Below are 21,472 nucleotides of genomic sequence, written 5' to 3' on the forward strand. Positions count from 1 at the left end.
TTCTTAACCTTTCCGCTGCAAAAGTCCGTTTAATAAAATATCCAAAGTTGCTTCCAGATACCGCGTCGGCTCCATCTGTTCGGGGCTGCAACGACAGAGCGAATGCTGCCAAAGCATGGCCATCACAATTGGCGCAGATAAAATATGTAAAGCGTAATCAAGATCCTTCACTACAAATTCACCGCGAGCCACACCCAACTCTAAGGTGCGGCGGATTAACTCATTACCCGGCACGATAAATTCATCGTGATACAGTTTGAGGACATCTGGAAAATTCCCCGCTTCGGCGATCATCAGCTTGGGCAAAGCAGAAAGCTGGGACTCGCCCATCACGCTCCACCAAGTATGAAATAGCTGCTTGAGTAAATCGCGCGCACTGCCTTGCCACTCATCAACGATGGCTGAGCCCAGCGGTAACTTTGGCAGCAGCAATTGACGAATCACGGCCGTGAAAATCTCTTCTTTATTGGCAAAGTACAAATATGGCGTACCCCGCGTCACCCCTGCTGCACGAGCGATATCTTCGATCTTGGTAGCGGCATAGCCTTTTTCGACGAACAAGGCCAAGGCTGCGAGCAGGATTTCTTCAGGGCGGGCTTCTTTGCGCCGAGTCCAGCGCTTGATCGGGCAATTCATCAGTTCGTCACAATAAATAAATGAACGTTCATTTATTATCATGCCAAATCGATATCTGGGTCAACGCATAAAGCGCCAATTTAGACAGAAAAAAACCGATTTTCCCCGCAATCTGGCACCGCGCAACTGCATATTGCCGCTTGTTCTGCGGTACAATCGCCGCAACCCATTATCTGCCTGCCGGAGCCTATGCCATGAGCGAAATTACCGCCCAAACCAAAGCTGAGATCCTGTCTGAAGCACTACCATATATTCAGCGCTTTTTTGATAAAACCATCGTAATCAAGTACGGCGGCAATGCCATGATCGATGAGGAACTCAAAGAAGGTTTTGCTTCCGATGTTGTACTGCTTAAATTGGTCGGCATGAATCCAGTCGTAGTGCATGGCGGTGGCCCACAAATTAATGATTTGCTGGATCGCATCGGCAAAAAGGGCGAATTTATTCAAGGTATGCGTGTGACTGATGCCGAAACCATGGATGTGGTTGAAATGGTATTGGGTGGTCACGTTAACAAAGAAATCGTGTCGCTGATCAACAAGCACGGTGGGAAAGCGATTGGTTTAACCGGGCAAGATAGCCACTTCATCCGCGCTCATAAAATGATGCTGAAAGACGATGCTGGCGAAGAAACGGTCGATATCGGCCAAGTGGGTGAGATTGATAAAATTGATCCTGCTATTGTGACTCACCTCGATGCGGCAGACTTTATCCCGGTCATCGCCCCCATTGGTGTCGATGCCAGTGGTGAAAGCCTTAATATCAATGCCGATTTAGTAGCCGGTAAATTGGCCGAAGTACTGAAGGCCGAAAAACTGATCTTGATGACCAACACACCAGGCGTATTGGATAAAGAAGGCACCTTGCTAACCAAGCTAACCGCAAAACGTATTGATGAACTATTTGCTGACGGCACAATTTCTGGCGGTATGCTACCCAAAATTGGCTCAGCGCTGGATGCGGCTAAGAGCGGCGTTAACTCGGTACACATCATCGACGGCCGCGTTAAACATGCTTTATTGCTAGAAGTGCTGACCGAGCAAGGCGTTGGCACCATGATCCGCGCGAAGTAATGTGAAATCAGTGCACTAAACAAAAAAGGGCTGCAATTGCAGCCCTTTTTCTTGCCTATTCAATGGAGGCAACTACAGTGGTAGTACCCTCACGAGACGGGAGTCTACCCATGAAAACAGCACGCCAATTACTGGGCGACAAAGCCGAACAACGCACAATCTCAGTCTCACCAAATGCAACGGTCTATCAAGCCTTGCAAATCATGGCAGACAATAATATTGGTGCCATTTTGGTGATGGATGGCGACAAATTAGTTGGGATTTTTTCCGAGCGCGATTATGCCCGCAAAGTGGTTTTAATGGGCAAAACCTCCGCAGGTACTCCGATTTCGGAAATCATGACCCACAAATTGCTCTGCGTTCCACCGACCGCCAGCGTAGATGATTGCTTAGGGCTAATGACCGAAAAACGCATCCGGCACCTCCCCGTTTTAGAAAATGACCAAGTCTTAGGTATTTTGTCGATTGGGGATTTAGTGCGGGAAAAAATCGCCGATCAGGAATTCGTCATCGGTCAAATGGCTCATTACATTTATGGCTAAGCCCACCCTGCAACAATAGCGGGTAAAATAGCCGACTTTAATAGTCGGCTATTTTGTTATGCAGCCCAAATACTGGATTTTCGATCTCGACAACACGCTGCACGATGCTAGCAAACACGCCTTTCCTGTTATTGATGCTGCGATGACCAACTGGCTACAGAATAATCTGGAGCTTAGTCACACCGACGCCAACGCAATCCGTCAGGCGTACTGGCGACGTTATGGCGCAACCATGCTAGGCCTACGCAAGCACCACCCCCACCTTAGTCCACATCACTTTTTGCAGGCTTGTCATCCCTTAGCACAATTGCGCACCGCAATTCACCCCATGCCGCGGCTGAAAATCACCTTGGCTCAACTGCCGGGTCAGAAATATCTGTTCACGAATGGCCCATTGGCCTATGCCGAAATGATGCTCAATGAGCTGGGAATCGCACACTTGTTTACCGATATTGCAGCAATTGATACCGTCAAGCTGCAACCCAAACCATTCTCCGGCTCATTTCGCGCAATGCTCAAGCAATTTGGATTGCAAGCACGTGACACCGTTATGGTTGAAGACAGTATCGACAACTTGATCACTGCCAAACGTCTTGGCATGTGCACCATTTGGCTAAGGCCAAGCAACCGCAACCATCCAGCGGCAGATCGAGTGATACAGCATTTGCATCAGCTAATTCAATAAAAAAGCAGCCAATTGGCTGCTTTTTTATCTTACAACTCCACCTGCATTCCCATTTCAACCACCCGATTGGGTGGAATCTTGAAGAAATTGGTCACCCGTGTAGCGTTGCGGCTCATTAAGCTGAACAGGCGTCTACGCCACCAACTCATTGATGGGTATTTCCCCTCGACAATCGTTTCTCGTGACAAGAAGAACGAGCTATTCATTTCATCGAACTCCAGCTCAGGCTGCAACTGGGTGACCTGTTGCAGCACCTGCGGCACGCTTGGCTCTTCTTTAAAACCAAAAGTCGCAATCACCTGATAGAAACTCTCGCCCATTTTGCGTACAACAACTCGTTCACGACTGGGCACAAACGGCACATCATCGGTACGAATCGTTAGAAAAACGACCTGCTCATGCAGTACTTTATTGTGTTTCAGATTATGTAATAAGGCATGCGGTACTGTATCGGAATTGGCCGTCATAAAAATAGAAAGGCCTTCCACGCGTTGTGGTGGGCTAGACTCCAGACTTTCCACAAAACCCGCTAATGGCATCTCGCCCTCGCGCAGCTTAGTTGCCAACAACTCGCGCCCACGCTTCCAAGTCATCATCAAAGTAAAGGCCACCAAACCCAAAGCCAGTGGGAACCAACCACCTTCATGTAATTTGAGAATATTAGCCGAGAAGAATGCCAGATCGATAATCAATAAAAATGCCAATAAACACCAGTAGGCCCATTTCTTGCTGCCTTTGAAATAATGCCCCGCCACGACAAATGCCAGCAAGGTAGTCATTACCATCGTGCAGGTCACAGCAAAACCATACGCGGCAGCCAGATTACTCGAAGTACGAAACGCCAGAATTAAGATAATGACTGATAGCAGCAAAAACCAATTGATCCCGGGGATATAAATTTGCCCCATTTCCCGCTCGGAAGTGTGCTGAATATCCATCCGAGGGCAAAACCCGAGCTGAACGGCCTGATTGGCCACCGAGAATGCTCCAGAAATCACCGCTTGCGAGGCGATCACGGTTGCCATCGTCGACAAAACCACCAGCGGTAAATGGGCCCAACTAGGCGCTAAAAAGTAAAATGGATTTTTGATCGCCTCTGGCGTGGTGATCAGCAGTGCGCCTTGTCCGTAGTAGTTGAGCAGTAGCGCTGGCAATACCAGCACAAACCAGGCATAACGAATCGCCGGGCGACCAAAATGCCCCATATCCGCATACAAGGCTTCCACGCCAGTTAAACACAACACTACCGCGCCGAGTAATACAAATGCCACCCAGGGGTGTGCCATGAAAAAGCCAATGGCATACATCGGGTTGATCGAGGCAAGCACCTGCGGGGCTTTAATAATATTAATCACCCCAAGCACGGCCAGCACCACAAACCAAGTCACCATAATCGGGCCAAACAACTTCCCCACCAAGGCAGTTCCACGCGACTGCATGGCAAATAAAGCAACCATAATCATGATCGCTACAGGCAAGATATAGGGCTCTAGCGTATGCGAAACCAAGCTAATCCCTTCCAAGGCCGACAATACCGAGATCGCTGGAGTGATAATGCTTTCGCCCGAAAACAGTGCAGCACCAAAAATGCCCAGCACCGCTAATTTAAAGGCTTTATGTTTATTGTCGGTGGCACTACGTAAAGCCAGCGCCATTAAGGCCAGAATACCGCCTTCGCCGCGGTTATCGGCTTGTAAAATTACAGCCACATATTTCAGTGACACAACCAGCATCAAGCCCCAGAAAATCAGCGACAAGATTCCCATCACATTGAATGGGTTCAAATCAAGTTGCACATGGCCGTTAAAACATTCTTTTAATGTATACAGTGGGCTAGTACCGATATCGCCATAGACGACGCCAATCGCGCCAACGACTAAGCCGGCGAGTTTTTTTGGGTCATGAGTTTGTGGAGTCGACATGGTGTTTCTTTCGTCCAAAGCGGGAAGCGGATTATATGCTTGCCACCGCGCAAATGCATGATTTCAAAGCAAACGTTGCGGCAATGCACCAAAATGACCCGCTTTGTCACGGCGCGGCAGTTTCTCGTAATTTTTGCCAGTAGTCAGGTAAACGCAGCCAGTCAAAAAACGGGCCCGGGTCGGTTTTACGTTCAGGGGCGATTTCGGAATGCCCCACTAGATGCTGCACAGGATAGCGCTGCGCCAACGCGGCTAGTAGCTGCTGCAATACCTGATACTGTATTGCCTCGAAAGGCACATAATCAGAGCCTTCCAGCTCAATACCCACAGAAAAATCATTACATCGCTGCCGCCCTTGCCAATTTGACAGCCCCGCATGCCATGCGCGCTGGCCGCAAGAAACAAACTGCACTAGCTCACCATCGCGCCGAATCAGAAAATGGGCCGAAACGCGCAATGCCGATAATTCTTCATAACATGCATGATCTGCAACATTGAGAGTATTGGTAAATAAGCGCTCGATATCGTTGCCGCCAAATTGGTTGCAGCCAGCAGGCTGAGGCGGTAAATGAATATTGTGCAGCACCACCATATCTACAGCGATATCTACGGCGCGATGATCACAATTAGGGCTGGGTACCTGCCGAGCAGCACGGCACCAGCCATCAGCCCCAATTAAGAAATCTTGTTTTACAGCTAAATCAGTCATGGCAACAACTCACAAGAATGAGCAGCAATACTAGCGCTTTCGTGCGGCTGCTGCAGAGCTTTAGCGTGCGCCACCCAGCAAGGCAATCAACTGCTCATGACGGCGGAAATTGGCCTTGTCGATTTGCTGGCGCTGCGCGGGGCTTAATGCCGGATTGAGCGCCGCACTAAATTGAGCATAAAATAATTCAACCTCGGCAATACGCTTTAGATCCCGATTTGCCAGTGCTTTAAAGCCAGATAGATCATCCGCAGCAATCAATTTAGCCACCGCGTCGGGATAGACCGAACTCTTGCCATATTCGAGAAAAAACTTACTAATGTCTTGTTTGAGCTGAGCCGGTAAGTTACGTCGCATCACCATTGGATCGAAATTGAATGCTTCAGATTGCCAAATTACTTTGATGTTGCTCGATTCTTTAGGAAATTTTTTACTAAATTTGAGCAAGTCATCCGTGTTATTGGCAGCAACGTCTACTTCACCTTTTGCCACTGCCAGGAAATTGTCCTGATGGTTACCATAACGCACCGTTTTGAAATGCTGATCGACAACGATATTGTTTTTCAAAAATGCGTAGTATTGGGGCAACAAGAAACCCGAGGTGGATTTTTTATCCCCGCTGCCATAACGATAGCGCGCTTTATTGCCTAACACCTGAGCGAAATCTTGAATGCCACTGTCTTTGCGGGTAATGAGCACTGATGAATATTTATCCACGCCGCCTTTGAGGACCAGCTGGGCAAACACATCGCAATTGGCTGTTTCTACTGCCTCTAGCGCCACTTTATTACCCAAACGCGCCACTTGGATTTGCCCACTTTTTAAGCCATCCAGAATCTGCGCATAGTTTTTTGCGGCAACAGCTTTGACATTAGCACCAGTGGCTTTAGCCAGATCATCCAGCACGGGTTGCCATGCCGCAATCGCTTCTTGCTCTTCGCCGTGCGCAATCAGCCCCACCGTTAGCGTTTCACGCGCTTGAACCGATGTAACACACACCAAGGCTAGTACCAACATCCCTAGCTGACGAAAACTAATTGCGCCCATATAACAAACCCAGTTTCTTACAAAAAATTGGATACTACAGGCAAATCCGGTGCTAATGCGTAACCAAGCTTACGAAAACCAGCAAAAATTAACGCATTTAATCCTCATCCTGACAAATTCCTAGCCGATCTAGACGATAACGCATGCTGCGGAATGTAATGCCTAATAATTTGGCAGCTTGAGTGCGATTGAAGTTGGTTTTATCCAGCGCGGCCATAATGGCGGCTTTTTCCACCCGATCCAGATAATCCTGCAGCGGATAAGTATCCCCCAGATTGGCGGCTTGCGCCTCGGCCTTGTCCGCAGTCGACTGCTGGATATGCAAGTCTTCGGCATAAATATGCAGGCCATCAGATAAAGCAAGCGCGCGCTCGAGCAGGTTTTCTAATTCACGGACATTGCCCGGAAAATCATAGCGCCGCAGGGCTTGCAAAGCGTCCGCCTGTAAAACAGGCGCATCCATATTGTGCCGTTGCGCGATTTTTTTGAGCACAGCTTGCGCAATCAACAAAACATCCTCGCCCATTTCTCGCAGAGGTGGCATTTTGAGCTCGATGACATTGAGGCGGTAATACAAATCCTGCCGGAAACGCCCTTCTTCAACGCATTTAGCCAGGCTCTGATGGGTGGCCGAGATAATCCGCACATCCACATCAACCTCGCTCACGCCCCCCACTTGCCGCACTTTGCGTTCCTGAATGGCGCGCAGCAATTTCACCTGCATGGGCAACGGTAAATCGGCAACTTCATCCAAAAACAAAGTGCCACCATCTGCGGCCTGAAAAAAACCATCGCGGTCTTCAGTTGCGCCGGTGAACGCGCCTTTACGATAGCCAAAGAACTCGCTTTCCATTAAGTTTTCTGGGATCGCACCGCAGTTCACGGCAATAAATGGTTTATCTCCACGTGCAGATTTGGCGTGGATCAACCGTGCAGCACGCTCTTTACCCGAACCCGACTCACCAGTGATATACACAGGCGCCAGATTGCGCGCTAATTTATCCACTAATCCCAGCACATGCAGCAATGCAGGTGATGAGCCCAGTAATTGACTGCCAGCAGCCACCGAATTACTAGCCGGCTCACTGGTCTGCTCGAGTTTGAGCGCTGATTTCACCAGAGTACGCAATTGCTCTAATGAAACGGGCTTGGCCAGATAATCAAAGGCGCCCGCTTTAAGCGCAGCAATCGCATTATTGGTACTGCCATAGGCCGTTAAGATCGCAATGGGCACATCTAGTCGATGAGTTTGAATATGCTGTACCAGTTCCAGACCTTCGCCATCAGTCATGCGCATATCAGAGAGGCAAAGATCAAAACGTTGCGCATCCAGTTGCTTCTTGGCGACGGTAACACTATTGGCTTTAACCACATCCAACCCCATTTTTAATAGGGTAAGTTCAAGCAAATCGGCCAAGTCAGTTTCATCATCGACCACCAATACGCGTGGCAATACTTTAGATTTTTTGGCCATCGGTATATCCAAATACAATACGGAAGCAAGCACCGCCAGACGGTGGTGAAATATATTCAAGTAAAGCGCCATTGGCCGCGCAAATTTCGCGTGCGATGTACAAGCCTAGGCCAGTTCCTTTACTTTCGGTGGTAAAAAACGGCTCAAACAGCTGTGATTGCGCATCAGCCGGTACTGGCGGGCCATCATTTAACACATCCAGCACCCAGAAATCATGCTGTCGTGTCACAAGCAACTGCAAGCTCCCCGCTTGCTGACTGCAATATCGCCAGCCATTACGCGCCAAATTCCACAACACCTGTTGCAAATGGCCGGAATCAAAGCGAATCAACACCTGTGGATCACATTCAATACTCATGGGCACTTTGGTTTTTTCTTGCAGCACAAATTGCTCATTAAATGTCACCAACCATTCGGCGAGTTTAATGTCCTGCCGTTTTACACGATCGCGCCGATTCAGCTCCAATACATCCTTTACCATGCGCTCCAGGCGCTGACTATTGTCGGTAATGATGCGCGTTAATTTCTGCAAATACGGACTATCAATTGCGTCTTCTTGCAGTAATTCAGCAGCGTGGCTAATCGCCCCCAGAGGATTACGAATTTCATGCGCCAGATTGGCAGTTAGCCGCCCTAACGCCGCCAATTTCAGTTGCTGAGCTTCACGACGCAAACGGGCCATGTCCTCCAGATAAATCAACACATTACCATTGCCTTCGGTACTCAGCGGTACAAATCTGGCCCGCAAGGTATTGCGCCCATCTGCGGTCTGCACTAGCTCAGTGGCAACGCCATGCTGAGCCCGCCAGCGCGCCAGTGGAGCGGCCAACTCAGGAATATCCGCCGCCAGCGCAGAACCAATCTCCGGCCGCAAGCCTGTTACCCGCACCGCCTGCTCATTATATTGACGAATCAAATCCTGCTCATCGACAACAAATACGCCATCCGAGACATCTTGCAAAATCCGCTCGTTCACCTGCGCCAAATTAGCTAAATCAATGCTGCGCTGCTCGGCAAGCACCCGATTTTCTTCCGCGTAGCGTGACAGGCGAAAAGCCAACCAAGCAACCGCAAAACTCGCGATCGACAGCAAAGCGGTCGACATTGGGCTAATTTCAGCTGCATCTCCCTGCACATAAGACCAACTCAGCTGCAGCAGCAGGGCAATACTGGCCATAGAGGCATGAAACAAGCTCATTCGCCCGCGAGCAATCAGCCCCGCGGCGGCCAGATAAGGCAACAGTAAAATGCCTAAGCCACTTTTGATGCCACCGCCCAAATGCATCAGACTGACGATCATTAACACATCGACCATCACCTGCAGCGATAACTGCAAGTCAAAACGTGGCCAGCGTTTAGCGATACCCCAAGTAAACAGCAACGCAAACAGGGTGTACGAACCCAGAATCCCGGCCACCACCACCAACTCTTTAGAATCAGCCAAGGGGCTGCGGGTGAGCGTAAAAATCCCCACCATCAGACCAATAATGGTCAGCAAACGAAAAACATTAAAGAAAGCCAAGGAGCGCCACAGCGCCTCGCTGATACTGCGACTATTTTGAGTCATCGATTTACACATAAAAAAACGGGTAGCAATCGCCACCCGTTATTTCAATTCCCACCGAACAGCGGCGGATCTTGAGTCTGGCCAATATAGCGCGCCAGCTCACCCAATGCTGCTTCATAAACGCCACGTTTAAATTCGATCACCGCTTCCAGTGGCGACCAATATTCATTCCAGCGCCATGCATCAAATTCAGGATGCGTTGTCTTGCGCAAGCACACGTCAGAATCACGTCCGACCAGCCGCAACAAGAACCAGATCTGCTTTTGACCTTTATAGGTACCGCGCCATTCGCGGCGCACCCAGTTAGTCGGCACATCATATTTTACCCAATCCCGCGTCCGACCGACGATTTCAACATGCTCCGGCAATAGGCCAACTTCTTCTGCCAACTCGCGGAACATGGCTTGCTCAGGGGTTTCCCCCTGCTTGATACCACCCTGCGGGAACTGCCATGAGTGCTCGCGCACCCGTTTGCCCCAAAACACTTGGTTTTGGCGGTTTACAATGATGATGCCGACGTTTGGCCGATAGCCGTCACGGTCGAGCATAAAACTACCTATGTTAAATTTCGTTGATTACCTTAATTTTTTCACATCCCAGCGCTCTTGCAAACCATTATGTGCATTGCAGGAAGACTTAACGCCTCTGTTTGGCACAAAAGCATCGCTTTGCGCGGGGATCATCATTTAGATAAACAAGCGTCGGTCGTTATGTGGGTTCATTTGCGCCAAATCGCTGACAAACTCGCCAAATTCCAAGCCATATTTTTCTTCTAACTTCTTGGCTTTATCGGCCAAACGTTCCCATTGTGGGCTGTTCTGACCGCGCATAAACGCAAACGCAATCACATTGCCTTTCTGCCGTGCTGGCAAGCACAACAATCGGCCATCAAAAATTTCGGCGATTTGCGCGCAATATTGGCTAAATTTGCGATCAATACTCCATAAATTCACTGCCAACACGCCGTTATCGGTGAGCTTGTTTTTGCAGGCTTGGAAGAAATCAGCATTCGCTAGTGGCGCAGCAATCCCGGTCGACGAATACGCGTCCATCATAATCATATCGACCGAATCATCTTCCATGCCATACACATGCGCCGCGCCGTCGGCGGTCAACACAGATAAGCGTTCATCGTCAGGCGGCAGGAAGAACATACTGCGCGCCACGTTCACCACTTGCTGGTGTAACTCAACGCAGGTCAGCTTGGTTTCGGGCAGGTATTCGTGCACCCATTTGGCAATCGAGCCACCGCCCAAACCGATTAGCAGCATGTCTTTGGGTGGATCAAGAAACAGCAGGCTGCCAAATACGCAGCGTGAATAGGCCAATAGCAACTCATTTGGCGCATTTAGTTTCATGGCGCTTTGGGTGTCGTCTTGCCCGAAATGCAGTTTGCGAATGCCGCCTTCTTCCGATACATCGATCACGATGTCATCGTCATTGGCTTTGGAAAAACGTTTAGAGCGAAACAGCATTATTCGTCGCCCCCGCAGCCACTATCGAGCGGTTTAGTCGCAAAAATCGAAATGCGGCTAGGGTCTTTAAATTCTTCTTTATCGAACGCCTTATCCCCGTCTTCGCGTGGCGTACCGTCAGCTTTGGCGCCAACAAAGTCATAGATTTTCGGATCGTTCAAGTGCGAAGGCACGACATTACAGGTGGCGGAAAACATCGTTTCCAAACGACCCGGGAAACGTTTATCCCAATCGCGCAACATATCGCCCACCACTTGGCGCTGCAAATTCGGCTGCGAGCCACACAGATTGCACGGAATAATCGGGAATTCTTTCGCGATCGCGTATTTTTCGATGTCTTTTTCTTTGCAATAGGCCAGCGGGCGAATCACCATGTGCTTGCCGTCGTCCGACACCAGTTTCGGTGGCATGCCTTTGAGCTTTCCGCCGTAGAACATATTCAAAAACAGCGTCGCCAAAATATCGTCACGGTGGTGGCCTAAGGCAATTTTGGTCGCGCCCAGCTCGTCGGCTACGCGGTACAAAATGCCACGGCGCAAACGTGAACACAGGCTGCACGTCGTTTTGCCCGGCTCGATCACGCGAGTCACAATCGAATAGGTGTCTTCCTCGACGATGCGGTATTCAACGCCAATTTTGCTCAGATACTCTGGCAGTACATGCTCAGGAAAACCCGGCTGCTTCTGGTCGAGATTGACCGCGACAATCGAAAAATTAATCGGTGCTGATTTTTGCAGGCTGAGCAAAATATCGAGCATCGTGTAGCTGTCTTTGCCGCCTGACAAACACACCATCACCCGATCGCCCTCTTCGATCATATTGAAATGATTGATCGCATCGCCCACATTGTGGCGCAGGCGTTTGGCGAGTTTGTTGAAATTGTATTGCTGCTTTTTGTCAGCTTCAGTTTGCCGCGCTTGCTCAGCGTCGGCAGAAATCAGGGTATCGGTCATGAAATGCGCACGGGGCTCGGTAAGAGCCCCGTGATAGGTGATTGAATTGGCGACGATTTTACCGCAAATCAGACCTTACGTCGCGCCTTTCGGCGCGGTTGAAGTGCTACAAAACGATGCTGCGCCCACCATCCACCGGCAAAATCACGCCAGTCAGGTACGGCGCTTCGAGCAGAAAATAAATCGCTTGCGCCAAATCATCAGGCTGGCCAATACGCCCCATTGGTATCGACCCCAAAATCTCTTCTTGTTTATCTTGGGTGAATATACCCCCTTCATCGGGCCAGATGTTTGCGCCGGGAGCAACCGCGTTGACGCGCACAGCGGGCGCTAATTCGCGCGCCAGCGATTTGCTCATCGCCACCAAGCCGGCTTTAGCAACGGTGTACAAAGTATGCAAAGGAAAAGGCCGTTCGACATGAATATCGACGATGCTAATAATTGCGCCGCCGGTTTCGCGCAGCGCCGGGGTCGCGGCTTGCGATAAAAACAGCGGGGCTTTCAAGTTCGAGCCGAGTAAATCGAGCCAAGCGGCCTCGGTAAATTCGCCCACGGGCGTCGGGAAAAACGATGAGGCATTATTGATCAACGCATCGAGCCGACCAAACTGCGCTAGCGCGGCGTTGACTAGCTCGGGCAAACGCTCGGTTTGCAATAAGTCGAGCTGAAACAGCGCCACCGAATCGGCGCGGATGGCATTGAGTTCATCGGCCAAGGCCTGCGCCTGCTCCGCCGAGGCGCGGTAATGCAATAACACCCGCCAGCCACGCGCATGCAAATAGCGCACAATGCCTGCGCCCACCCGCTTGGCCCCGCCAGTAATCAATACGACTTTATTATCCACTTGCTCACACCACCCATTACAATAGCGTTTTTGTTCGATTTAACCGCCCGCATCATGACCCAAGCCCAACTACCAGCCCCATCCGCCGACGCGCTCGCTGCCAGCGAACAACTTTGTCAGCACATTCGCCAGCAGATTGCGGCACAGGGCGGCTGGCTGCCATTTGTCGATTATATGCGGCTGGCGCTGTACACGCCGGGTTTGGGCTATTACAGCGGCGGCGCGGCCAAATTTGGCACCGCCGGTGACTTTATCACAGCGCCGGGGCTTTCCCCGCTGTTTGGTGGTAGTGTGGCGGCAACGATTGCGCATGTTTTGGCGGAAAGCGGCGGGAATATAATTGAGGTGGGCGCAGGCACAGGCCAATTGGCAGCGCAAATTCTCGCTGAGCTGGAACGACTGGATCAGTTGCCAGCGCAATACGGCATTCTGGAATTATCGGGCGAGCTGCGCGAGCGTCAATTACAAACACTGCAAACGCTGGTGCCGCATCTGGCCGAGCGCGCGGTGTGGCTGGAAACTTTGCCAAGCGAGTTTGTCGGCGTGATTGTCGGTAATGAAGTGCTCGATGCGATGCCTTGTGAAGTCATTCAACTGAACGATGGCGCATGGCAACGGCGTGGCATTGTGGTCAATGACGAGGGTTTTGCGTGGGAAAACCGCGCGCTCGATCCAATCAAAGACGCTGCGATTTTGGCCACCTGCGCACGCTGGCCGCAGATTCCGGGCTATACCAGCGAAATTCAAATCGAAGCGCAAGGCTTTATCAAAGCGCTATCCAATAGCCTGCAACGCGGCATGATTTTAATGCTCGATTATGGCTTTCCAGCCGGCGAGTTTTACCACCCGGAGCGCAGCATGGGCACACTGATCGGTCATTATCGCCATCACACCGTGCACGATGTATTTCATTATCCGGGGCTGACTGATCTCACTTGCCATATCGACTTTTCGGCGATGTATAGCGCCGCAGAGCAATCTGGACTTGCGCTAGATGGCTATACATCGCAGGCGAGTTACTTGCTCGATTGTGGCATTCTGGAACGTGCGGCACTGCTCGATAGCAAATCGGTCGAATATCTACGCACCGCTGCCGCGCTGCAAAAATTGCTTGGTCACGCAGAAATGGGTGAGCTATTTAAAGTGATTGCGTTCTCACGCGAGCTGGAAGGAGCGACCGCACCCGGCTTTCGCGGACAAGATCGATCAGGCGAGCTGTAAAGCACTCATTACGGCAGCCAGCTAATGCGGCTGCGCAAAGCGGGGGAAATACTCAGCTTCCAGCGCTCCACCTGCGCGCGGCTCAGCATGACACGCCCACTGCCGCCATAGCGTAGCGGCAAGGTCTGTACAGGATGCTGCAATTGCAGTTTGGCCATACTGCCAGCCTGCGCTCCCTGCTCAAACCCAGTGAGCACAACACCACCAACGGCGGCATTGCGGCCAATTTGAAAATCCCAAAAGCCAAACAAAGGAATTTTGCTATTGGCCTGACTCCAGCGCATCACCTCATCGGCATCCACATTGCGGTAGGTTTCATCGACCAGCGCCTGATAAGTGCCAATCACCACGGCATCATAATTTTCATGTGCGCTGAGAATGACTTTTTTCCAACCGTCGAGCGCACTGATTAATTGCACCTCAACCCCATCAGCGTGCAACTGCAGGATGTCTTCGCGCAAAATATGTGCCGAGCGTTCTTCATCCATGAGCACCAAAATCCGCCGAGTATGCGGCAACAACTCACGAATCAGCGCAAAATTAGGCTTATAGCGCGGGCGCTCTAGCACCCCGGTTACTTTAGGCGGCAATTTACCACCCTCAAAATAGCGCTCTGGAGCGGCATTGACCCCCAAAAAGACCGTTGGGATATTCATTCGAGCCAGTTTTGGCCCCAGCAAAGCCAGCGCAGCGTCATCACCCAGGATCGCCAACGCAGGTGGTTGCTGCTGAATCTGGGCCAATGCCATTCTGGCTTGCTGTAAATGCTCGCTGGTTGGCAGTCGCTTGGTATCGAGCGATATAAAGGATAGCTCAGCGACCCCATCGAGCTTGCTCTTGATGCCCTGCAGATAATCTTTATCCCAGCTATTTTCCGGATGATAGCTCTCGATCACGGTCACCAAAGGCAAGGCAAGCGCAGCCTGAGCCCATAGCAAACCAGCGAGCAAAATCCAGCTGGGACGCATACTCACGCCACCCACTCAACCATCAGGTCATCCGCGATGGCTTCCAATGCCTGCCGTACCAGCGCTAAATCAAGATGAGCTGGCGCAGATAACTCGGCACTGGCATGAAACATCACATCACCTGACATTGGAGCACTCTCCAGCCAGGTACTCAGCTTTTCAACATTCACTTGATGCCGCGCCAAAATCGCCGCCACGGCTTTAACAATCCCAATCCGGTCATGCCCAACTAGCCGCAACGTGACTTGTTGCTGGGCGGGCTGGCGATCTTCCTGATCGAGCACGCCACGCACGTCTAGGTCAGGTAATTGCTGCAAAGCATTCAATAGCGTCGCGCCATCTTGCTCCACGGCGACTTTAACGATGCCGGCAAATTGCCCGGCGAGGCGCGAGAACGATGACTCTAGCCAATTACCGGCCTGCGCCGAAATCACCGCAGCTAACTGCTCAACCAAGCCCGGCTTATCTTGCCCCAGTACCGAAACGATCAATACATTCTTCGTCATGCCATTCCCCAATGATTGATTTGCTTATTCTGCCGTACTAATGCGGTGAAATCGCGACGGCTTAGCACTGGAGCATAGCGATTAGCCTGCGCCTCTGGCAACGCTGTATGGATTTGGTGAGAGCATCAGACACCAAAAACAACAAAGCCCTCATTGCTGAGGGCTTTGTTGTTCATTAGAGCAGCGTATAGACCAGCTCTACCAGCCCCAGATCGGGCTTGTAGACTTAAAACGAGCCAGAGGCCGTCAGCGCCAAAAATGGCATGGCATCATGTTTTTCAGTGCGCACAACCTGATTTTGGGCATTGCGAATCTCAAACTCGCCCCCCATCGCGGCACCGGCATAGGCATCAAAGCGCAGCTCTTTGCTGATGCTGTAGCTGGCACGCATGAAAACCGGCATCGAGTTATCTTCTAGCAAGCCATTGGCCGCTACTTGATTCTGCCCAGACAGACGTGAAGTAAAACTGCGGAAAGTACCACCAGCGCCCAATTCCAGCGCCGGCGTGGCTTTCCAGCTCAGCTCCAGCCCTGCGGGGCCGGCGGGACCTGCTTTAAACGGATTGGCCAATCGCAGACTATCGGTAATTTGCCAATTCACGACCAAAAATGGAAATACACTGGCGTCTTCCAACCCGGTCCAAGCGCTCACCCCCAAACCCAGCATCAAGCTTGGTGAAATCATCTTGGCTGCAAATGCAGTAGCGCCATAGCTAACGCTATCACGGTTTGCGGCTCCGCTTTCAGAAGACAATTCCACACCGGGGGCCACGCTATACAACCAGCCCGAGCTACTAGCAAATGTGTAGGGCACAGCCACAGTCCAGCGGTGCAATACGCCCCAAGGCTGCTCTACATTGCCCCAGGCTTTGACATCGTGAAATGTCCAATCTTGCCGTGATGCAGCAAGATCGATCCCAATGCTGCTTTGAGCATCAAGCTGCTGATTGACGCCAATTGAAGCCATCATCCAAGTAGCATCGGCGCTACCACCCGAATCCAGATTAAACTCAGGCACCATCACCGGCGTAATTGCGTAGCTAATTTTCGTATCGCCAGCCTGTGCAGCCAAGCTAGTGGCGGCCAGTAGCGTGCCGCAGATTAGGGTTTTCAACATGGTTACTCTCTTAATTGCGTTGCATAAATAAGGTTTTCGGCCGGCCAGCAGCTTGGCTAATACACCCGCCGCATCCACAACACGGTGGGCAGTTCGGATTTGGAACGGTCAAGCAAAGCGCGGTGCTGCAATAGCACAACGCCAAAGCGCGCGCCCATATCTGCCCAGAAAAAACTGCTTTTCACCCCCCAAAGCTCACGCGGTACTTCCGCGCGCAGCTCAGCGGGCAGTTGCTCTAAAAACTCATCCGTACTTGCAAAGTATTTGTTCCTACGCTTTGCCAGCACTTGCTCAGCGCGCGATACCCCCAGCTTTGGCAGATAAGCTGCTAACACTTCGGCCGAGACAAAATTGACATTCATACTGGAACGGGCCGGCAAAGCCACCACGTAGGGCTCCAGCGTTTGCAAGACGGCGGCATTATACCCGCTCAGTTGGGCTAATTCGTTAAGTTCGAGTAAAGGCTGAGGTACCACCGCACGTTTGCCCTGCTGCTGGCGCCAATGCGCTTCCAGTGCATCGGCCAGTTGCGCTGGCAAGCCCAGATTAAGCAGCAACTGCCGGTAGGCAGCCAAACCCAGCTCATCAATTTTGCCATCTGGGCTTAGCAAATTATTCAGATTAAAGCGCCCATTTAGCTCAATTAGCCGACCGCTAAGCCCGCCATTTTCAACCTTCATTTCCGGGATCGGAATCGCCCACGGCTTTAATAAATGATCCGGCAGGCCTTGCCGGGCATCATCACGCAAGGTCAGCCGCACCAATTGCAGCACCGACCATGTTGCAGCACGGGCCTCGGCGGTATCTTTACGAATTTCCAGCTGCTGCAAAGCACGTTGCTGACGCAGCATGAGTAAACCACCCACTGAGGCAACTAGGGCGGCCACCATCAGTACGGCAATAATCGCGACGCCCGCTTGGCGAGATTTGCAATGCGCCATCATGGAATTAGAAACACCCGTTCGTAACTGCCACTACGCTGCGCCACACGCACGCGTATCGCCCGTGGCCGCATGTTAGCAACAGCCCAAGTGGGCAACCATTGATTATTTTGATCCAGAAAAGCCAGCTCGCATTGGCTTAGATTGTTAAGCAGCACATGCACAACCGGCGTGTCCTCTGCGGCCAGATCAGGGCGGGGATACAGCTTGAGCTGCAAACTTTGCGCGCGGCATTCATACACGCCGTGTAACGGGGCACGATTGGCGTCAAAACGGATAAATTCCAGCCCTTGCGGCACTTGCACACTACTCACGCTGCGCAACGGGGCTTGCAGCGCGCCGTTGGCATCACGCCACGGCCGCGGCGCTAGCTGGCTCAGGTCGTTTTCGATGCGCTCAAATGCCAGCGTCAGCTCGCGCCAATATTGAGTTTCACTGACCACAGCGCTGCGCGTATCAATCACCATACTCACCCCACGGTAGGTAATTAAACTCATCAACGCAAAGATGGTCAGCGCCACCAAAATTTCCAATAGCGTAAAACCAGATACAAATTTAATGCGGGGTATAGACTGCAAAGCCAATCTGGAATTAGCCCACATGGCATTACTCTGCTTTTGCGGCATAAAACACCTGTAGCGAGAGCACATAATCGGGCTGTTTAGCGGCCATCACCGCCACTTCGATTCGACGAAAGCTGTAATTTGGGGTGGGGCTGACATTCATCCGGTAAATAAACTGCTCGCCACCTTGCTCGACATTGCCCTGCGTCGAGCCGGTCTCCGGAAAGGCGCGCTGCGCCAGATTTTGATTCACCAGATTACTCGCCACCCAGCTTGCCAAGGTACGCGTACGGTAATCGATTAGTGTATCGGTACTGCCAATCACCAAGCGTGCTGCTGCCGCCAGCGTAATACCCAGCACCGCCAGTGCAATCAAGACCTCAATCAGTGTAAAGCCGCGTGATATTTTCATGGCGCGACCTGCGGCACGCCCGAGGCTGGCACTGGGCTGCGACCATCATCGAGCGCAAAGCGCCCCATCACATCAGCCACCACGCGCAGCTTTTGCTCGCCGCCCTGCAATTCAATCACAAACGGCTCAATCACCCCATCACTGGGAAACAACACCCGCTCGCCCAATGGTCGTGCCTGCTGATTGACGCTTTGCGCGCTAATGCGCACCTCGTCGGCGAGCCGTGTGCTGCGTAGGGCATCATTATTACTAATCGGCTCCCACTCCAGCCGCTCGGTTTGCACCCAGAATTGGTAGGCAGCCCCATCGCTAGTCCACGCCAGCAAGTGCCCCTTGGCTACGGCTTCATCCCGCGCGGCTTCAAACTGCAGCACCAGCCGTTCCGCTGCTTCGGGCACACCGCTGCCACGATTAAATTTGAACGCCACAAAGCTAGTGGCAATCAAAATAATCGCCGTGACGACGAGGATTTCGAGCAGGGTGAAGCCGGATTGTGGGCGAAGGTGTATCAAATTAACGCTCATGAAACCATTTTAAATTAGTGCCTTCGGCACAGCTCTTTACAGTCGCAATCCGCGACGGGGACTACCTTTCTTTGGGATTTTTTATATTCAATCCCCAAAGAAAGTAAGCATCGAGCTACGCCCCCCCGCCTGCGGCCCTCCGGGCTTCCCTCGGTTGGTCGCGAACCAAACGGTCAAACTGTTTGTCTCGCTCCACTTCCTCGGCGATGGGCGACAGGGGATTTAAAGCCCTAGACCGACGAGCGGAGCTCAATCAACAAAGTAGGTCGGATGAGCGCAGCGTTATCCGACTTTGTGCATCACCAAAAATTGGCTAAGGCCTTCGGCTCGCCTGAGCTACCACAGCGACGGCAGGCCATTTTCGCGTAGCGAGAAGTGCAAAGCCAAGGCATGCCGAGGAGAAAAACCGGAATTTACTCCAGTAAATGAGAATTTTTCCCCGCAGGCATAACGCCGGATTTGCGCTTCGCAGTAGCAAAAATTATTGCTGCCACGAGCCAATTTGCGTTTCAGGCGCCCCCGCCTGCCCATCCGGGCCATAGCTGAGCACATCAATCTCACCATGCGCACCCGGGTTCAGATACACATAATCCGCACCCCACGGGTCTTTCGGGGCTTTTTCCAGATAGCCGCCGCTTTTCCAATTGGCAGGTACTGGTTCGGTTTGGGGTTTAGCCACCAGTGCTTTCAATCCTTGCTCGGTGGTCGGATAGCGACCGTTATCCAATTTATACAGTTTCAATGCCGCCATAATCGCCGACACATCCTGCTTGGCCGCCACAATCCGCGCTTCGTTGGGGCGATTCATGATTTTAGGCACGATCAGCGCGCCCAAAATCGCCAAGATCGACACGACCACCAAAATTTCAATCAAGGTAAAACCACGGCTTTTCTTCATTATTACTCCATCGGGGTATAGCCCCATAAACAACAATATAATTAGTCTGTAATCAAATACTGCAACACTTTAGATTTGCTAGCGAGCCAAAGCAGTTTGCCGATGGCCGGAGCGCAGGCACCGGAATGTACATCAAGTACATGAGGATGCCGAGCACCGCCCAGCAGCAAAATGCACAGGCGCAGCAGCCAATCACTTCACCAACTGGTTCATTTCAAACACCGGCAACAGAATCGCCAACACAATCATCATCACCACCGCGCCCATCACCAGCACCATCACTGGGCCGAGCAGACTGGTAAAGGCGGTGACTTTGCGATCGAGTTCTTTGGTTTGTTCAATCGCCGCACGATCAAGCATATGTGCGAGGCGGCCGGTGGCTTCACCGCTGGCGACCAGATGTAATAATAATGGCGGAAATTCATTGGCTGATTTCATCGCGCGGGCGAGGCTTACCCCTTCGCGCACTTGCGCGGCCACTTCGCCAACGGCGGCTTGTAATTTCAGATTACTCATCACGCCTTCGGCGGCGTCGAGCGATTTGAGTAGCGGCACGCCGCTACCAACCAGAATCGCCAAGGTGCTGGCAAAGCGTGCCGTATTGGCGATGCGATCCAGATAACCCAGCACCGGCCATGTTAAACGCCACGTGTGAAAGCGAAATTTCAGCTCGGGCTTTTGCAAGGCGTAATACGCGGCCACCCCGGCTAAAGCCAAGGCCAGCGCCACCCAGATCCCTGCCGAGCTAATCGCGGCACTGGTCCACAGCAGTGCGCGGGTCAAGAATGGCAGCGTCTGCTTGGCTGACTCAAACACCTGCACCATTTGCGGCACTACCCAGGTCAGCATGCCCAAAATCACCAAGGCTGACACCAGCATCACCACCGCTGGGTAAATAAACGCCAGTGCTATTTTGCTATTGAGCTCGCCGCGCGCTTCCAGATAATCGGCCAAGCGCTGCATCACGCCAGCCAGCTTGCCCGACTCTTCACCCGCTTTGACCAAGGTGCGATACAGCAAGGGGAAAACGCGCGGAAATTGATCCATCGCATGCGACAGCGGCATACCCGCCATCACGTCCTGACGTAGCCCGGCCAAAATTTGCTGTGCTTTGGGCTGATCGGCTTGCTCGGCCAGCACCACCAGCAATTCATCAATGGTGAGACCGGCATCGAGCAGCGCCGAAAACTGCCGCGTCAGCGTGGCGAGCTGCTGGCTGGATAAACGAATCCGCTGCGCAGCATTGCTCTCGCCGCTGGCGACGGCAATTTGCAGCACATGCCAACCTTGCTCGCGCAATAAACTGCGGGCGTGTCGCAACGATTCAGCATCGATCCGACCAGATTGAGGTTTGCCGCCCGTAGCGGCGATGGCTTGATAACGAAAGGCAGTCAC

Annotated in this window: 23 protein-coding genes; 4 read left to right on the top strand and 19 right to left on the bottom strand. The window is 51.9% G+C overall.

The window, feature by feature from the left end:
* Positions 1–3: 3 nt before the first annotated feature.
* Positions 4–678 carry a TetR/AcrR family transcriptional regulator gene (locus tag HZU75_RS05710; RefSeq protein ID WP_180308194.1) on the bottom strand — a complete coding sequence of 225 codons (675 nt, stop codon included), beginning with the start codon at positions 676–678 and terminating at the stop codon, positions 4–6.
* Between the two features lie 152 nt (positions 679–830).
* On the opposite strand from HZU75_RS05710, the gene argB reads away from it, so the two are divergent.
* From argB to HZU75_RS05725, 3 genes are all read left to right on the top strand, one after another.
* Positions 831–1,709: an acetylglutamate kinase gene (gene argB / locus HZU75_RS05715; protein ID WP_180308195.1), complete on the top strand. Its 879-nt coding sequence runs from the start codon at positions 831–833 to the stop codon at positions 1,707–1,709.
* 110 nt (positions 1,710–1,819) lie between these two features.
* Positions 1,820–2,251, top strand: coding sequence for a CBS domain-containing protein (locus HZU75_RS05720; protein ID WP_180308196.1), 432 nt, complete (start codon positions 1,820–1,822; stop codon positions 2,249–2,251).
* 58 nt (positions 2,252–2,309) lie between these two features.
* Positions 2,310–2,936, top strand: a complete 627-nt coding sequence (locus HZU75_RS05725) for a pyrimidine 5'-nucleotidase (protein WP_180308197.1) — start codon at positions 2,310–2,312, stop codon at positions 2,934–2,936.
* 29 nt (positions 2,937–2,965) lie between these two features.
* Here the strand turns inward: HZU75_RS05725 and HZU75_RS05730 are convergent, their stop codons facing one another.
* The 9 genes from HZU75_RS05730 to HZU75_RS05770 all read right to left on the bottom strand — a co-directional run bounded on the left by HZU75_RS05730 (position 2,966) and on the right by HZU75_RS05770 (position 12,927).
* Positions 2,966–4,858: a potassium transporter Kup gene (locus HZU75_RS05730; RefSeq protein WP_180308198.1), complete on the bottom strand. Its 1,893-nt coding sequence runs from the start codon at positions 4,856–4,858 to the stop codon at positions 2,966–2,968.
* 106 nt (positions 4,859–4,964) lie between these two features.
* A complete protein-coding gene (gene ampD, locus HZU75_RS05735; protein ID WP_180308199.1) occupies positions 4,965–5,567 on the bottom strand; it encodes a 1,6-anhydro-N-acetylmuramyl-L-alanine amidase AmpD in 603 nt (200 codons plus the stop codon).
* A 60-nt stretch (positions 5,568–5,627) separates the two neighbouring features.
* On the bottom strand, positions 5,628–6,614 hold the full coding sequence (gene phnD / locus HZU75_RS05740; protein ID WP_180308200.1) for a phosphate/phosphite/phosphonate ABC transporter substrate-binding protein: 987 nt from the start codon (positions 6,612–6,614) through the stop codon (positions 5,628–5,630).
* Between the two features lie 97 nt (positions 6,615–6,711).
* Positions 6,712–8,088, bottom strand: coding sequence for a sigma-54-dependent transcriptional regulator (locus HZU75_RS05745; RefSeq protein WP_180308201.1), 1,377 nt, complete (start codon positions 8,086–8,088; stop codon positions 6,712–6,714).
* Entirely contained in the window at positions 8,072–9,655 is a 1,584-nt protein-coding gene (locus tag HZU75_RS05750; RefSeq protein ID WP_180308202.1) for a sensor histidine kinase, read from the bottom strand. Before HZU75_RS05750 ends, HZU75_RS05745 begins: the two co-directional genes overlap by 17 nt.
* Positions 9,656–9,699: 44 nt before the next feature.
* On the bottom strand, positions 9,700–10,203 hold the full coding sequence (locus tag HZU75_RS05755) for an RNA pyrophosphohydrolase (RefSeq protein ID WP_180308203.1): 504 nt from the start codon (positions 10,201–10,203) through the stop codon (positions 9,700–9,702).
* 138 nt (positions 10,204–10,341) lie between these two features.
* Positions 10,342–11,130, bottom strand: a complete 789-nt coding sequence (locus HZU75_RS05760; RefSeq protein ID WP_180308204.1) for a fused MFS/spermidine synthase — start codon at positions 11,128–11,130, stop codon at positions 10,342–10,344.
* Entirely contained in the window at positions 11,130–12,083 is a 954-nt protein-coding gene (ttcA, locus tag HZU75_RS05765) for a tRNA 2-thiocytidine(32) synthetase TtcA (RefSeq protein ID WP_180308205.1), read from the bottom strand. The genes HZU75_RS05760 and ttcA overlap by 1 nt, the downstream gene beginning before the upstream one ends.
* A 106-nt stretch (positions 12,084–12,189) precedes the next feature.
* A complete protein-coding gene (locus tag HZU75_RS05770) occupies positions 12,190–12,927 on the bottom strand; it encodes a pteridine reductase (RefSeq protein WP_180308206.1) in 738 nt (245 codons plus the stop codon).
* Positions 12,928–12,981: 54 nt separating this feature from the next.
* On the opposite strand from HZU75_RS05770, the gene HZU75_RS05775 reads away from it, so the two are divergent.
* Positions 12,982–14,148: a class I SAM-dependent methyltransferase gene (locus tag HZU75_RS05775; protein ID WP_180308207.1), complete on the top strand. Its 1,167-nt coding sequence runs from the start codon at positions 12,982–12,984 to the stop codon at positions 14,146–14,148.
* 8 nt (positions 14,149–14,156) lie between these two features.
* Here HZU75_RS05775 and HZU75_RS05780 read toward each other — a convergent pair whose 3' ends face one another.
* From HZU75_RS05780 to gspF, 9 genes are all read right to left on the bottom strand, one after another.
* Positions 14,157–15,116 carry an ABC transporter substrate-binding protein gene (locus HZU75_RS05780; protein ID WP_228028256.1) on the bottom strand — a complete coding sequence of 320 codons (960 nt, stop codon included), beginning with the start codon at positions 15,114–15,116 and terminating at the stop codon, positions 14,157–14,159.
* Between the two features lie 2 nt (positions 15,117–15,118).
* Positions 15,119–15,622: a glycine cleavage system transcriptional repressor gene (locus HZU75_RS05785; RefSeq protein WP_180308209.1), complete on the bottom strand. Its 504-nt coding sequence runs from the start codon at positions 15,620–15,622 to the stop codon at positions 15,119–15,121.
* A gap of 226 nt (positions 15,623–15,848) precedes the next feature.
* Positions 15,849–16,739, bottom strand: coding sequence for a DUF6268 family outer membrane beta-barrel protein (locus tag HZU75_RS05790; RefSeq protein ID WP_180308210.1), 891 nt, complete (start codon positions 16,737–16,739; stop codon positions 15,849–15,851).
* A gap of 56 nt (positions 16,740–16,795) precedes the next feature.
* Entirely contained in the window at positions 16,796–17,683 is an 888-nt protein-coding gene (gspK, locus tag HZU75_RS05795; protein ID WP_180308211.1) for a type II secretion system minor pseudopilin GspK, read from the bottom strand.
* Positions 17,680–18,306, bottom strand: coding sequence for a type II secretion system minor pseudopilin GspJ (gspJ, locus tag HZU75_RS05800; RefSeq protein ID WP_180308212.1), 627 nt, complete (start codon positions 18,304–18,306; stop codon positions 17,680–17,682). The genes gspK and gspJ overlap by 4 nt, the downstream gene beginning before the upstream one ends.
* On the bottom strand, positions 18,287–18,655 hold the full coding sequence (gene gspI, locus HZU75_RS05805) for a type II secretion system minor pseudopilin GspI (RefSeq protein WP_180308213.1): 369 nt from the start codon (positions 18,653–18,655) through the stop codon (positions 18,287–18,289). Before gspI ends, gspJ begins: the two co-directional genes overlap by 20 nt.
* Positions 18,652–19,179, bottom strand: a complete 528-nt coding sequence (gspH, locus tag HZU75_RS05810; protein WP_180308214.1) for a type II secretion system minor pseudopilin GspH — start codon at positions 19,177–19,179, stop codon at positions 18,652–18,654. The genes gspI and gspH overlap by 4 nt, the downstream gene beginning before the upstream one ends.
* 481 nt (positions 19,180–19,660) lie before the next feature.
* Positions 19,661–20,077 (bottom strand): type II secretion system major pseudopilin GspG, encoded by a 417-nt coding sequence (gene gspG, locus HZU75_RS05815; protein ID WP_180308215.1) that lies wholly within the window; start codon positions 20,075–20,077, stop codon positions 19,661–19,663.
* A gap of 192 nt (positions 20,078–20,269) precedes the next feature.
* The gene (gene gspF, locus HZU75_RS05820) at positions 20,270–21,472 is read right to left on the bottom strand and encodes a type II secretion system inner membrane protein GspF (protein WP_180308216.1); all 1,203 of its coding nucleotides are present in this window, start codon (positions 21,470–21,472) and stop codon (positions 20,270–20,272) included.

Source organism: Chitinibacter fontanus, assembly GCF_013423785.1.
In the GTDB taxonomy this organism is placed as follows: Bacteria; Pseudomonadota; Gammaproteobacteria; order Burkholderiales; family Chitinibacteraceae; genus Chitinibacter; species Chitinibacter fontanus.